15 protein-coding genes are annotated in these 12919 nt (G+C 44.1%); 12 read left to right on the top strand and 3 right to left on the bottom strand.

What is annotated here, in order from left to right; all coding sequences use genetic code 11:
- The first annotated feature begins 2 nt into the window (after positions 1-2).
- Together B7695_RS01685 and mnmG are read left to right on the top strand one after the other, a co-directional pair.
- Positions 3-434: an NUDIX hydrolase gene (locus B7695_RS01685; protein WP_084889456.1), complete on the top strand. Its 432-nt coding sequence runs from the start codon at positions 3-5 to the stop codon at positions 432-434.
- The gene (gene mnmG / locus B7695_RS01680; RefSeq protein WP_084889455.1) at positions 424-2337 is read left to right on the top strand and encodes a tRNA uridine-5-carboxymethylaminomethyl(34) synthesis enzyme MnmG; all 1914 of its coding nucleotides are present in this window, start codon (positions 424-426) and stop codon (positions 2335-2337) included. The genes B7695_RS01685 and mnmG overlap by 11 nt, the downstream gene beginning before the upstream one ends.
- Positions 2338-2539: 202 nt before the next feature.
- On the opposite strand, the gene rnjA is transcribed toward mnmG, so the two are convergent.
- On the bottom strand, positions 2540-4219 hold the full coding sequence (rnjA, locus tag B7695_RS01675) for a ribonuclease J1 (protein ID WP_084889454.1): 1680 nt from the start codon (positions 4217-4219) through the stop codon (positions 2540-2542).
- A gap of 1 nt (position 4220) precedes the next feature.
- The gene (locus B7695_RS01670; RefSeq protein ID WP_000639575.1) at positions 4221-4454 is read right to left on the bottom strand and encodes a DNA-dependent RNA polymerase subunit epsilon; all 234 of its coding nucleotides are present in this window, start codon (positions 4452-4454) and stop codon (positions 4221-4223) included.
- A 280-nt stretch (positions 4455-4734) separates the two neighbouring features.
- Between B7695_RS01670 and B7695_RS01665 the strand changes: the two genes are divergently transcribed.
- The 6 genes from B7695_RS01665 to B7695_RS01640 all read left to right on the top strand — a co-directional run bounded on the left by B7695_RS01665 (position 4735) and on the right by B7695_RS01640 (position 8300).
- A complete protein-coding gene (locus tag B7695_RS01665) occupies positions 4735-4950 on the top strand; it encodes a hypothetical protein (RefSeq protein ID WP_000282475.1) in 216 nt (71 codons plus the stop codon).
- A 104-nt stretch (positions 4951-5054) separates the two neighbouring features.
- A complete protein-coding gene (gene tsaB / locus B7695_RS01660) occupies positions 5055-5738 on the top strand; it encodes a tRNA (adenosine(37)-N6)-threonylcarbamoyltransferase complex dimerization subunit type 1 TsaB (RefSeq protein ID WP_084889453.1) in 684 nt (227 codons plus the stop codon).
- Positions 5735-6172 (top strand): ribosomal protein S18-alanine N-acetyltransferase, encoded by a 438-nt coding sequence (gene rimI / locus B7695_RS01655; RefSeq protein WP_084889452.1) that lies wholly within the window; start codon positions 5735-5737, stop codon positions 6170-6172. Before tsaB ends, rimI begins: the two co-directional genes overlap by 4 nt.
- On the top strand, positions 6162-7172 hold the full coding sequence (gene tsaD / locus B7695_RS01650) for a tRNA (adenosine(37)-N6)-threonylcarbamoyltransferase complex transferase subunit TsaD (RefSeq protein ID WP_084889451.1): 1011 nt from the start codon (positions 6162-6164) through the stop codon (positions 7170-7172). Before rimI ends, tsaD begins: the two co-directional genes overlap by 11 nt.
- Before the next feature lie 119 nt (positions 7173-7291).
- Positions 7292-7987, top strand: a complete 696-nt coding sequence (locus tag B7695_RS01645) for an AzlC family ABC transporter permease (RefSeq protein ID WP_084889450.1) — start codon at positions 7292-7294, stop codon at positions 7985-7987.
- Complete coding sequence (locus B7695_RS01640) at positions 7977-8300, top strand: AzlD domain-containing protein (protein WP_000253936.1); 324 nt, start codon at positions 7977-7979, stop codon at positions 8298-8300. The genes B7695_RS01645 and B7695_RS01640 overlap by 11 nt, the downstream gene beginning before the upstream one ends.
- Positions 8301-8318: 18 nt before the next feature.
- Here the strand turns inward: B7695_RS01640 and B7695_RS11040 are convergent, their stop codons facing one another.
- On the bottom strand, positions 8319-8462 hold the full coding sequence (locus B7695_RS11040) for a hypothetical protein (protein WP_158086393.1): 144 nt from the start codon (positions 8460-8462) through the stop codon (positions 8319-8321).
- 94 nt (positions 8463-8556) lie between these two features.
- Here B7695_RS11040 and B7695_RS01630 point away from each other — a divergent pair, with 94 nt between their 5' ends.
- From B7695_RS01630 to B7695_RS01615, 4 genes are all read left to right on the top strand, one after another.
- Positions 8557-9387 carry an amino acid ABC transporter substrate-binding protein gene (locus B7695_RS01630; RefSeq protein ID WP_084889449.1) on the top strand — a complete coding sequence of 277 codons (831 nt, stop codon included), beginning with the start codon at positions 8557-8559 and terminating at the stop codon, positions 9385-9387.
- A 153-nt stretch (positions 9388-9540) separates the two neighbouring features.
- Positions 9541-10395 (top strand): MetQ/NlpA family ABC transporter substrate-binding protein, encoded by an 855-nt coding sequence (locus B7695_RS01625; protein WP_020902669.1) that lies wholly within the window; start codon positions 9541-9543, stop codon positions 10393-10395.
- A gap of 96 nt (positions 10396-10491) precedes the next feature.
- Positions 10492-11865, top strand: coding sequence for a M20 family metallopeptidase (locus B7695_RS01620; protein ID WP_084889448.1), 1374 nt, complete (start codon positions 10492-10494; stop codon positions 11863-11865).
- Positions 11858-12919, top strand: coding sequence for a methionine ABC transporter ATP-binding protein (locus B7695_RS01615; RefSeq protein WP_000085662.1), 1062 nt, complete (start codon positions 11858-11860; stop codon positions 12917-12919). The genes B7695_RS01620 and B7695_RS01615 overlap by 8 nt, the downstream gene beginning before the upstream one ends.

Below are 12919 nucleotides of genomic sequence, written 5' to 3'. Positions count from 1 at the left end.
AAATGATGGTTAAGCTTATTGCCCATGTGCTTGTTCATAGTGGTGGTGATTATTTGCTCATTCAGCGTTCGGAAATTAAAAGAGGACAACCCAACGTTTATCCAACTTACTGGGATATTCCTGGTGGCGGGGTTGAAAAGGGTGAACTTCCGCGAGATGGTGCTCTTAGAGAATGTATTGAAGAAGCGGGAGTTAGACTAGATAGCAGTTCGCTCAAACTTCTTCACGAAGATAGTCAACTGGATACCTCTAAGGATACGGTCTTTACTCGCTTAGTTTATAAAGCAGAGTGGGTTGGGGAGAAGCCAATTATCAGCTTAGATCCTGAAGAGCATACACACTTTAAATGGGTTACTATGGATCAAGCTCTAGAGGAGGAGAAGTTAGTTCCTTATTTACGAGAAATTTTTGAAAGGTTAAGAAATGACATATAATTTTACTGAAGAATACGATATTATTGTAATCGGTGCGGGACACGCTGGGGTTGAGGCTTCCTTGGCCGCTAGCCGTATGGGTTGTAAGGTCTTACTTGCGACTATCAACATTGAAATGCTGGCTTTCATGCCATGTAATCCCTCTATCGGTGGTTCTGCCAAGGGGATTGTCGTGCGTGAAGTCGATGCCCTCGGTGGCGAGATGGCCAAAACCATTGACAAGACTTACATCCAGATGAAGATGCTTAACACAGGTAAGGGGCCAGCTGTCCGTGCCCTTCGTGCGCAGGCTGATAAGGAACTTTACTCTAAGGAAATGCGCAAGACGGTTGAAAATCAAGAAAATCTGACCCTTCGTCAGACCATGATTGATGAGATTTTGGTGGAAGATGGTAAGGTTGTCGGTGTTCGTACAGCGACCCATCAAGAATATGCTGCCAAGGCTGTTATCGTGACGACAGGGACTGCTCTCCGTGGGGAAATCATCATCGGAGACCTCAAGTACTCATCAGGACCTAACCATAGCCTAGCGTCTATTAACCTTGCTGATAATCTCAAGGAATTGGGCCTCGAAATCGGTCGTTTCAAGACAGGAACGCCTCCACGTGTTAAAGCTTCTTCTATCAACTACGATGTGACCGAGATTCAGCCAGGAGACGAAGCACCTAATCACTTCTCCTACACTTCACGTGATGAAGATTATGTCAAGGATCAAGTGCCATGTTGGTTGACCTATACTAACGGTACCAGTCATGAGATTATCCAAAATAACCTCCACCGTGCGCCTATGTTTACAGGTGTGGTCAAGGGAGTGGGGCCTCGTTACTGTCCGTCGATTGAGGACAAGATTGTGCGCTTTGCGGACAAGGAACGCCACCAACTTTTCCTTGAGCCAGAAGGGCGCAATACAGAGGAAGTCTATGTTCAAGGCCTATCAACCAGTCTGCCTGAGGATGTGCAACGTGACTTGGTTCATTCCATCAAAGGTTTGGAAAATGCTGAGATGATGCGAACAGGTTATGCCATTGAGTATGACATGGTCTTGCCACATCAGTTGCGTGCGACTCTGGAAACCAAGAAAATCTCAGGTCTTTTCACTGCTGGTCAGACAAATGGAACGTCAGGTTACGAAGAGGCAGCAGGCCAAGGGATTATAGCTGGTATCAATGCGGCTCTGAAAATCCAAGGTAAACATGAGTTGATTCTAAAACGAAGTGACGGTTATATCGGGGTGATGATTGATGACTTGGTGACCAAGGGAACGATTGAGCCTTATCGCCTTTTGACCAGTCGTGCTGAATACCGTCTCATTCTCCGTCATGATAATGCCGATATGCGTTTGACAGAGATGGGACGTGAGATTGGCCTTGTGGACGATGAACGTTGGTCTCGATTTGAAATCAAGAAAAATCAATTTGACAATGAGATGAAGCGCCTAGACAGCATCAAACTCAAGCCAGTCAAGGAAACCAATGCTAAGGTTGAGGAGATGGGATTCAAGCCGTTGACCGATGCAGTGACAGCCAAGGAATTCCTTCGCCGTCCAGAAGTGTCTTACCAAGATGTGGTGGCCTTCATCGGACCAGCAGCAGAGGATTTGGATGACAAGATTATCGAATTGATTGAAACAGAAATCAAGTACGAAGGCTATATTTCCAAAGCCATGGACCAGGTTGCCAAGATGAAACGCATGGAAGAAAAACGCATTCCAGCCAATATCGACTGGGATGACATTGATTCTATCGCAACCGAAGCCCGTCAGAAGTTCAAACTTATCAATCCAGAAACCATCGGCCAAGCCAGCCGTATTTCGGGAGTAAACCCAGCAGATATTTCTATTTTGATGGTGTATCTGGAAGGTAAAAATCGTAGTATTTCTAAAACTCTTCAAAAATCAAAATGATACGTCGTCGGCTTCTTACGAATGAGTTCAAAGCTTGGCTTTGATTCATCTCCAGCCTCCCATAGTTCCCCGAACTATGGGAGCTAACTCAAGTTATGCTTTCGCCTAGCCTTCTAGTCTGATTTCGATTTTTATTGAGTTTCAATCTCAAAAGAAAGCATAGAGAAAAACAGCTCCGAAAAATCGGGGCTGTTTTGTTGACTTATTCTTCATCTGGTGTGAGAATCATAGGGATGATAATCGGTTCACGTTCTGTATTTTCATAGAGGAAGGGGCGAATAGCGTTGACAATGGCACCATTGACAGATTGAACGCTAGCGTCCTTGTTTTTCAGTGCGATACGAATTGCATTGAAGAGGATACGTTGACTTTGACGGATCAAGTCACCAGACTCTCTCATGTAGACAAAGCCTCGGCTGAGGATGTCTGGGCCAGACAGAATCATCTGCGATTTGAAGTCAACAGTTGCGACTGCTAGAACGACACCGTCTTCAGATAGATCACGACGGTCTTTGAGGACAGCTGCGCCGATTTCACCGATACGATTTCCATCTACATAGATATCTTGGGCGTTGAAATGACCTGCAATACGAGCTGAGTTAGCAGTAAGGGCAAGCACATCACCATTGCTCATAATAAAGATATTGTCCTTCTCAACACCAGTATCCACTGCTAGTCCAGCGTGGACTTTTTGCATGCGGTATTCACCGTGGACAGGCATGAAGTATTTTGGCTTAATCAAGCGGAGCATGAGTTTTTGCTCTTGCTGACCACCGTGTCCAGATGTATGGATATTGTTAACCTTACCGTGGATAACTTCAACACCAGCTTCAGAAATGATGTTGATTAGCTTGTTGACGCTAGTAGTGTTTCCAGGGATTGGACTAGAAGAGAAGATAACGGTATCACCTGGTTGGAGTTGTACCTGACGGTGGGTTCCGTTGGCGATACGAGAGAGGGCAGCCATCGGTTCCCCCTGACTACCTGTACAGAGGATGAGAACCTCGCCTGCAGGGTAGTCTTTGATTTCATTTGGCTCGATAAAGGTTCCCTTAGGAGCTTTGATGTAGCCAAGCTCGATTCCGTTGACAATGGCCTTTTCCATAGAACGACCAAAGACAGCGATCTTACGTCCAGTCTTAACAGCGGCTTCTGTTGCTTGCTGGAGACGGAAGATATTTGAGGCAAAGGATGCAAAGATGATACGTCCCTCTATGCCTTGGATAATCTTCATGATGGACTGGCCAACGACTTTTTCAGAGTTGGTAAAGGTTGGAATTTCTGCATTTGTCGAGTCAGACAGGAGACAGAGTACACCTTCTTCACCAAGAGCTGCCATACGGTGCAAATCTGCTGGTTCACCAACTGGTGTTAAGTCAAACTTGAAGTCACCCGTACAGACAATTTTCCCTTGAGGAGTATGAATGACAATCCCCAAAGGCTCTGGAATGGAGTGAGTCGTTCTAAAGAAAGTTGCCTTGAGATTTTTAAAGGTCAACTCAGTATTGTGGTTGATTTCGTAAAGTTTGGCGTTGCGCAAGAGGCCATGTTCTTCGAGTTTCCCACGAATCAAAGCCAAGGCAAGTGGTCCAGCATAGATAGGGACATTTGCTTGCTTGAGCAGGAATGGAATCCCACCGATGTGGTCCTCGTGTCCGTGTGTGATCAAAACAGCCTTGACGCGGTCGATATTGTCTACTATGTAAGAGTAGTCAGGGATAACATAGTCGATACCAAGCAAGTCATCTTCTGGGAATTTAATCCCAGCATCGACGATGATAATCTCGTCTTGGTATTCAATTCCGTAAGTGTTTTTCCCGATTTCTCCCAGACCACCGATGGCAAAAACGCCGACTTCTTCAGGTTTAAGAGTATAGGCCATATTAGAACTCCGTGATTTCGAAGGCGCCAGTTTCTTTTTCGTAATCTAGCAATTTGTCAGACAAGCGTTCGATATACTCGATGTTGTACTCTGGGCGATTTTCTTCGACAAGTTGGCGAGCAGCGATACGGCCCTCAAGTTCTGAGCTGGCATCGATGTCTAGGTAAAGTGCGCGTGTAGTTTCACGACGTGGGCTACGTTCTTTTGTTTCTTGATAAAAAACTTTGTAAATCATATAGTTCCTTTCTATTTTACAGGTCAGCTTATTCCAAACTTTTAGCATAGATTTGCTTGATTTCATTCCATTTTGTGTCTAGATTGACCTTGATTCGTTACAATTATTTCAATTATACCACAAAATGAAAAATTAGTAAAAGACGGAAACGAGAAAGTCACAGGACGATTTCTTTAGTAAGCGCTTGCAAAAACAAAGAAAATGTGTTATATTGATAACGGGAGTGGAATTTATTGCTTGTCATAATTCCATATAGTTTTTAAGTCAAGGAGGTTGCCCTATGTATAACTTATTTGCTTTTGCTATCGGAGCTCGCTTGGTAGCTTTTATTGTTTTTGTTGCTTGCGTTTATGCGGGGAATCTTCTATTTGCCAAACTGGAACAACGACAAACCAAGTTCTTGTGGAAAATTACCTTTGTGACTCTCTACTCGCTTTTTCTCCTCCTCGTAACCTATGTCGTTTGGTTTGTATTTTACTTTGGATTAAATGCTTAGATGCCCTGCTCATGCTGGGGCATTTTTGTTTGGGGATAAAGAAAATTCCCATGTGCCAGCTTTTGTAGTATAATAGTAAGCAGACCAAAAGATAGGAATGTGTTATGAAAGTATTAGCTTTTGATACGTCCAGCAAGGCTCTTTCTCTCGCTATTTTAGAGGACAAGCAGGTTCTTGCAGAGACGACTATTAATATTAAGAAAAATCACAGTATTACCCTCATGCCTGCCATTGATTTTTTGATGGCAAGTTTGGATTGGACGCCCAAGGATTTGGACCGAATCGTGGTGGCGGAAGGGCCAGGTAGCTACACGGGCTTGCGAATTGCGGTAGCCACTGCTAAGACGCTGGCTCATACTCTGAACATTGAGTTAGTTGGTATGTCTAGCCTCTTGGCTCTGGTGCCCTACCAACAAGAAGGCTTGTTTGTCCCTTTGATGGATGCGCGTCGCAATAATGTTTATGCAGGATTTTATGAAAATGCTAAATCTGTCATGCCAGAAGAGCACCTGCCTTTTGAGCGAGTGATTGAGCTAATCAAGGGCGCTAGTCAGGTAACCTTTGTCGGAGAAGTTGGCCCCTTTGTGGAGCAGATTCAAGAACACTTGCCAAGGACTAATTACAAAGAAACCTTGCCAAATGCAGCCAATCTGGCTCTTTTGGCTTGGGACAAGGAAGCAGACTCCTTGCACGACTTTGTGCCGAACTACCTCAAGCGTGTCGAGGCTGAGGAAAACTGGCTTAAGAACCATACAGAGTCTGGTGAGTCTTACATTAAACGCCTATGATAGAAATCAAACGAATCCAACAACAGCCTGAACTGGCTCAAGCCATCTACGCTGTCATGGTGGATGTTTACTCAGTCAGTCCTTGGACGCTGGAGCAAATCCAAGCAGACCTGGCTCAAGATCAGACTTGGTATGCTCTGGCTTATGATGGGGTAGAAGTGATTGGATTTCTAGCTGTGCAGGAAAATATCTTTGAGGCAGAAGTCTTGCAAATCGCTGTTAAAGGAGACTATCAGGGTCAGGGAATTGCGTCAGCCTTGTTTGCTCAATTACCGACAGACAAGGAGATTTTCCTCGAAGTCAGAAAGTCAAATCACCGAGCGCAAGCATTTTACAAGAAAGAAAAAATGGCAGTCATCGCGGAGAGAGTAGCCTACTACCATGATCCAGTCGAGGACGCCATCATCATGAAGAGAGAAATAGATGAAGGATAGATATATTTTGGCATTTGAGACATCCTGTGATGAGACCAGTGTCGCCGTCTTGAAAAACGACAATGAGCTCTTGTCCAATGTCATTGCGAGTCAAATTGAGAGTCACAAACGTTTTGGGGGCGTAGTGCCAGAAGTAGCCAGTCGTCACCATGTCGAGGTCATTACAGCCTGTATCGAGGAGGCTCTGGCAGAAGCAGGGATTACCGAAGACGATGTGACAGCTGTGGCTGTTACCTATGGACCAGGCTTGGTTGGAGCCTTGCTAGTTGGTTTGTCAGCTGCCAAGGCCTTTGCTTGGGCACATGGACTTCCACTTATCCCTGTTAACCACATGGCTGGTCACCTTATGGCAGCTCAAAGTGTGGAGCCTTTGGAGTTTCCCTTGCTAGCCCTCTTGGTCAGCGGTGGACACACAGAGTTGGTTTATGTTTCTGAGGCTGGGGACTACAAGATTGTTGGGGAAACGCGAGATGACGCGGTTGGCGAGGCCTATGATAAGGTCGGCCGTGTCATGGGCTTGACCTATCCAGCAGGTCGTGAGATTGATGAGCTAGCTCATCAGGGGCAGGATATTTATGATTTTCCCCGTGCCATGATTAAGGAGGATAATCTGGAGTTTTCATTCTCTGGTTTGAAGTCCGCCTTTATCAATCTTCACCACAATGCCGAGCAAAAGGGAGAAAGTCTGTCTACAGAGGATTTGTGTGCTTCCTTCCAAGCAGCTGTCTTGGATATTCTCATGGCAAAAACTAAGAAGGCTTTGGAGAAATACCCTGTTAAAACCCTTGTCGTGGCAGGTGGTGTGGCAGCCAATAAAGGTCTCAGAGAACGCCTAGCAACTGAAATCACAGATGTCAATGTCATCATTCCACCTCTGCGCCTATGCGGAGACAATGCAGGAATGATTGCCTATGCCAGCGTCAGCGAGTGGAACAAAGAAAACTATGCAGACTTGGATCTCAATGCCAAACCAAGTCTCGCCTTTGATACGATGGAATAAAATGGAGTCTGTCTGATTACAATCAGCAGACTTTTTTCTCTTTCCTGAATGTGTTATAATAGTCCATGCTGTGGCTGGAGCCTTTTCAGCCCACCTATTAAGACAATACGAGGAGAAAGATGAAAGAAAAAGGATTTTGGGAGGGGGCGCAGGCAGCCATGCCAACGGCCCTTGGTTATATCAGTATCGGACTGGCCTGTGGGATTATCGGTGCGCCCTATGTGACACCTGTAGAGATGGGCTTGATGAGCCTCTTTGTTTATGCTGGGAGTGCCCAGTTTGCCATGTTGGCACTGATTGCGGTTCAAGCACCTGTGGCAGCTATTGCTATGACGGTTTTTTTGATTAATTTGCGTCTCTTTTTGCTGAGCTTGCATGCATCGACCTATTTCCGTCATACTAGTCTCTGGCACAATATCGGTATGTCTAGTATCTTGACAGATGAGACCTATGGCGTTTTGATGGGCGAATTAGCCCATACAGACAAGGTCAATCCTATGTGGATGCACGGAAACAATCTCAACAGCTATGTGGCTTGGTTCGTGGGAACAGTTATTGGAACGGCTCTGGGTGGCCTGCTGCCAAATCCAGAAATCTTTGGCTTGGATTTTGCCCTGGTTGGGATGTTCATCGGAATTTTTGCTTCGCAATTCCAGATTATGCAAAGACGAATTCCTGTCCGCAATCTGCTCATTATCCTAGTAGTTGTTGCGGTGTCCTTCTTTTTACTCTTAACAGTGGTGTCTCAGTCACTAGCTGTTCTCTTTGCGACGCTACTTGGTTGTACAATGGGGGTGGTTTTAGATGGTCAGTAAGTATCTTTTATTAGCAGTTATTTTCTCTGGTTTGGTGACCTGGATTCCCCGTATGATTCCCTTCATCTTAGTCAAGTATAAGGGCCTGCCTGCGATCGTTGAGCGTTTTTTGAAGTTCTTGCCTGTTTCTATTATCTTTGCCTTGATTCTTTCAAGCGTAGTGACAGGCAAGGTTGGTAGTCTTCCTCAAATCAAATGGCTGGACTTCTTAGCAGTCTTTCCAACAGCTTGGGTAGCCTTTCGCTACCGCAATCTAGTCGGAACAGTTCTCTTTGGCGTGGTCTTAATTGCAGTCTTGCGTTTGGTCTTTTAATACTCTTCGAAAATCTCTTCAAACCACGTCAGCTTTGCCTTTCCGTAGGTATATGTAACTGACTTCGTCAGTCTTATCTACAACCTCAAAACAGTGTTTTGAGCAACCTGCGGCTAGCTTCCTAGTTTGCTCTTTGATTTTCATTGAGTATAAATCAGCCATAAAGAAAACCTATCACAGAGATAGATATCATATAATGGCGTAAATGCTCTTTTTCTGTTAAGATTATAAGGTATTCTATTTTGGAGGAAATGACATGAAAAAAATCGTTAAATACTCATCTCTTGCTGCCCTAGGACTTGTTGCTGCAGGTGTTTTAGCAGCTTGCTCAGGTGGTGCTAAGAAAGAAGGAGAAGCAGCTAGCAAGAAAGAAATTATCGTTGCAACCAATGCTTCACCAAAACCATTCAACTATGAAGAAAATGGTGAATTGACTGGTTATGAGATTGAACTAGTTCGCGCTATCTTTAAAGACTCTGACAAGTATGATGTCAAGTTTGAGAAGACAGAGTGGTCAGGTGTCTTTGCGGGTCTTGACGCTGACCGTTACCAAATGGCTGTTAACAACATCAGCTACACTAAAGAACGTGCTGAAAAATACCTTTATGCAGCTCCAACAGCTAAAAACCCTAACGTTCTTGTAGTGAAAAAAGACGACTCTAGCATCAAATCGCTTGATGATATCGGTGGAAAATCAACAGAAGTTGTTCAAGGGACAACATCTGCTAAACAGTTAGAAGACTACAACAAACAACACTCAGATAATCCAACTGTCCTTAACTATACTAGAGCTGACTTCCAACAAATCATGGGACGCTTGAGCGATGGCCAATTTGACTACAAGATTTTTGATAAAATCGGTGTTGAAACAGTCATCAAGAACCAAGGTTTGGACAACTTGAAAGTTATCGAACTTCCAAGCGACCAACAACCTTACGTTTACCCACTTCTTGCTAAAGGTCAAGATGAGTTGAAATCATTTGTAGACAAACGTATCCAAGAACTCTACAAAGACGGAACTCTTGAAAAATTGTCTAAACAATTCTTCGGCGATACTTACCTACCAGCAGAAGCTGATATTAAATAATTTTTTGAAATCATCCATTCTGACTAAGATGGGTGATTTCTCAGTTTTTAGGGATATAGCTTTAAACTATATATCTGACTATCTAATAACAATTTGTGAAATCAAACAAATTGTGAGATACTAGTACGGTATTATTTTTAAGGAGAAAGAATCATGAAAATCAAAAAATGGCTTGGTGTAGCAGCCCTTGCTACAGTCGCAGGTTTGGCTCTTGCAGCTTGCGGAAACTCAGAAAAGAAAGCAGACAATGCAACAACTATCAAAATCGCAACGGTTAACCGTAGCGGTTCTGAAGAAAAACGTTGGGACAAAATCCAAGAATTGGTTAAAAAAGACGGTATCACTTTGGAATTTACAGAGTTCACAGACTACTCACAACCAAACAAGGCAACTGCTGATGGCGAAGTAGACTTGAACGCTTTCCAACATTACAACTTCTTGAACAACTGGAACAAAGAAAACGGAAAAGACCTTGTAGCGATTGCAGATACTTACATCTCTCCAATTCGCCTTTACTCAGGTTTGAATGGAAGTGACAACAAGTACACTAAAGTAGAAGACATCCCAGCAAATGGAGAAATTGCTGTACCAAACGACGCTACAAACGAAAGCCGTGCGCTTTACTTGCTCCAATCAGCTGGCTTGATTAAATTGGATGTTTCTGGAACTGCTCTTGCAACAGTTGCTAACATCAAAGAAAATCCAAAGAACTTGAAAATCACTGAATTGGACGCTAGCCAAACAGCTCGTTCATTGTCATCAGTTGACGCTGCCGTTGTAAACAATACCTTCGTTACAGAAGCAAAATTGGACTACAAGAAAGCACTTTTCAAAGAACAAGCTGATGAAAATTCAAAACAATGGTACAACATCATCGTTGCGAAAAAAGATTGGGAATCATCACCTAAGGCTGATGCTATCAAGAAAGTTGTTGCAGCTTACCATACAGATGAAGTGAAAAAAGTTATCGAAGAAACATCAGACGGTTTGGATCAACCAGTTTGGTAATAAGAAACAGGGAGGTGGGAGAGAGAATTCCACCTCTTGCTTTTGTATAGAGCAGGGATTGTCAAAAAAAGTAGTTCATAGAAAGGTAGAGAGAATATGGTTTTTCCTAGCGAACAAGAACAGATTGAAAAATTTGAAAATGATCATGTAGCCCAGCATTATTTTGAGGTTTTGCGTACCTTGATTTCTAAGAAATCAGTCTTTGCCCAGCAGGTTGGACTTAAGGAAGTCGCAAATTATCTGGGTGAGATTTTCAAACGTGTTGGGGCTGAAGTGGAGATTGATGAGACTTATACGGCGCCCTTTGTTATGGCGCATTTCAAGAGTTCGCGCCCAGATGCCAAGACCTTGATTTTCTATAACCACTATGACACTGTACCAGCTGATGGGGATCAGGTGTGGACAGAAGATCCTTTTACTCTTTCAGTCCGCAATGGCTTTATGTATGGGCGTGGGGTTGACGATGACAAGGGTCATATCACAGCTCGTTTGAGTGCTTTGAGAAAATATATGAAGCACCACGATGACCTGCCTGTCAATATCAGTTTTATTATGGAAGGAGCGGAGGAATCGGCTTCAACAGACCTAGATAAGTATCTGGAAAAACACGCGGACAAACTCCGTGGGGCAGATTTGTTGGTCTGGGAACAAGGAACCAAAAATGCCTTGGAACAGCTAGAAATTTCTGGTGGAAATAAGGGGATTGTGACCTTTGATGCCAAGGTAAAAAGCGCTGATGTCGATATCCATTCCAGTTATGGTGGGGTTGTGGAGTCAGCTCCCTGGTACCTCCTTCAAGCTCTACAGTCTCTTCGTGCAGCAGATGGCCGTATCTTGGTTGAAGGTTTGTACGAAGAAGTACAAGAGCCCAATGAACGAGAATTGGCCTTGGTGGACACCTATGCTCAACGAAATCCAGGGGAAATCAGCCAGATTTATGGTTTGGAATTGCCTCTCTTACAAGAGGACCGTGCAGCCTTTCTAAAACGTTTCTTTTTCGAGCCAGCCCTTAATATCGAAGGGATTCAGTCAGGTTATCAAGGACAAGGAGTCAAAACGATTTTGCCAGCAGAAGCCAGTGCTAAGCTAGAGGTTCGTTTGGTTCCGGGCTTAGAACCGCATGATGTTCTGGAAAAAATTCGGAAACAGCTAGACAAAAATGGCTTTGATAAGGTAGAATTATACTATACCTTGGGAGAGATGAGCTATCGCAGCGATATGAGCGCGCCAGCCATTCTCAATGTGATCGAGTTGGCCAAGAAATTCTATCCACAGGGCGTTTCAGTCTTGCCGACGACAGCGGGGACAGGGCCTATGCATACGGTCTTTGATGCCCTAGAGGTGCCAATGGTGGCCTTCGGTCTAGGAAATGCCAATAGCCGAGACCACGGTGGAGATGAAAATGTGCGAATCGCCGATTACTACACCCATATTGAATTAGTAGAGGAGCTGATTAGAAGCTATGAGTAGAGATATTATCAAGTTAGATCAGATCGATGTGACTTTTCACCAAAAGAAGAGAACCATCACAGCGGTCAAGGATGTGACCATTCACATCCAAGAAGGGGATATCTACGGAATCGTTGGATATTCTGGAGCAGGGAAATCAACCCTTGTACGGGTAATTAACCTCTTGCAAAAGCCATCTGCAGGGAAAATTACCATTGACGATGATGTGATTTTTGATGGTAAGGTCACCTTGACGGCGGAGCAGTTACGTCGTAAACGTCAAGACATCGGGATGATCTTCCAACACTTTAACCTGATGAGCCAAAAGACAGCAGAGGAGAATGTAGCCTTTGCCCTTAAACACTCTGGACTTAGCAAGGAAGAAAAGAAGGCTAAAGTAGCTAAGTTGTTGGACTTGGTTGGCCTGGCAGACCGTGCTGAAAACTATCCTTCACAACTATCTGGAGGGCAAAAACAGCGTGTGGCCATTGCGCGTGCCTTGGCAAATGATCCAAAAATCTTGATTTCAGATGAGTCAACTTCTGCCCTTGACCCTAAGACAACCAAGCAGATTTTGGCCTTGTTGCAAGATTTGAACCAAAAATTAGGCTTGACCGTTGTCTTGATTACGCATGAAATGCAGATTGTCAAAGATATTGCCAACCGTGTAGCAGTCATGCAGGATGGGCATTTGATTGAAGAGGGTAGTGTTCTTGAAATCTTCTCAGATCCTAAACAACCTTTGACCCAAGACTTTATCTCAACAGCCACTGGCATTGATGAAGCCATGGTCAAGATTGAGAAGCAAGAAATCGTGGAACACTTGTCTGAAAACAGTATCTTGGTGCAACTCAAGTATGCAGGTGCTTCAACAGACGAACCACTTTTGAATGAATTATATAAACATTACCAAGTAACAGCTAATATCCTCTATGGGAATATCGAAATCCTCGATGGCACTCCTGTTGGAGAATTAGTTGTGGTCTTGTCAGGTGAAAAAGCAGCGCTAGCAGGTGCCCAAGAAGCCATTCGTCAAGCAGGCGTACAACTAAAAGTATTGAAGGGAGGACAGTAA

Source organism: Streptococcus mitis (genome assembly GCF_002096845.1).
Taxonomy (GTDB): domain Bacteria; phylum Bacillota; class Bacilli; order Lactobacillales; family Streptococcaceae; genus Streptococcus; species Streptococcus mitis_A.
This window is presented reverse-complemented; position numbering and strand designations above follow the sequence as displayed.

Coding starts and splice junctions, on each gene's coding strand:
- B7695_RS11040 (WP_158086393.1), bottom strand. CDS start 8,462: ATGGCTGATTTATACTCAATGAAAATCAAAGAGCAAACTAGGAAGCTA.
- B7695_RS01645 (WP_084889450.1), top strand. CDS start 7,292: ATGAAAGAAAAAGGATTTTGGGAGGGGGCGCAGGCAGCCATGCCAACG.
- B7695_RS01670 (WP_000639575.1), bottom strand. CDS start 4,454: ATGATTTACAAAGTTTTTTATCAAGAAACAAAAGAACGTAGCCCACGT.
- B7695_RS01630 (WP_084889449.1), top strand. CDS start 8,557: ATGAAAAAAATCGTTAAATACTCATCTCTTGCTGCCCTAGGACTTGTT.
- B7695_RS01620 (WP_084889448.1), top strand. CDS start 10,492: ATGGTTTTTCCTAGCGAACAAGAACAGATTGAAAAATTTGAAAATGAT.
- tsaD (WP_084889451.1), top strand. CDS start 6,162: ATGAAGGATAGATATATTTTGGCATTTGAGACATCCTGTGATGAGACC.
- rimI (WP_084889452.1), top strand. CDS start 5,735: ATGATAGAAATCAAACGAATCCAACAACAGCCTGAACTGGCTCAAGCC.
- B7695_RS01640 (WP_000253936.1), top strand. CDS start 7,977: ATGGTCAGTAAGTATCTTTTATTAGCAGTTATTTTCTCTGGTTTGGTG.
- mnmG (WP_084889455.1), top strand. CDS start 424: ATGACATATAATTTTACTGAAGAATACGATATTATTGTAATCGGTGCG.
- B7695_RS01625 (WP_020902669.1), top strand. CDS start 9,541: ATGAAAATCAAAAAATGGCTTGGTGTAGCAGCCCTTGCTACAGTCGCA.
- B7695_RS01615 (WP_000085662.1), top strand. CDS start 11,858: ATGAGTAGAGATATTATCAAGTTAGATCAGATCGATGTGACTTTTCAC.
- B7695_RS01685 (WP_084889456.1), top strand. CDS start 3: ATGATGGTTAAGCTTATTGCCCATGTGCTTGTTCATAGTGGTGGTGAT.
- tsaB (WP_084889453.1), top strand. CDS start 5,055: ATGAAAGTATTAGCTTTTGATACGTCCAGCAAGGCTCTTTCTCTCGCT.
- B7695_RS01665 (WP_000282475.1), top strand. CDS start 4,735: ATGTATAACTTATTTGCTTTTGCTATCGGAGCTCGCTTGGTAGCTTTT.
- rnjA (WP_084889454.1), bottom strand. CDS start 4,219: ATGGCCTATACTCTTAAACCTGAAGAAGTCGGCGTTTTTGCCATCGGT.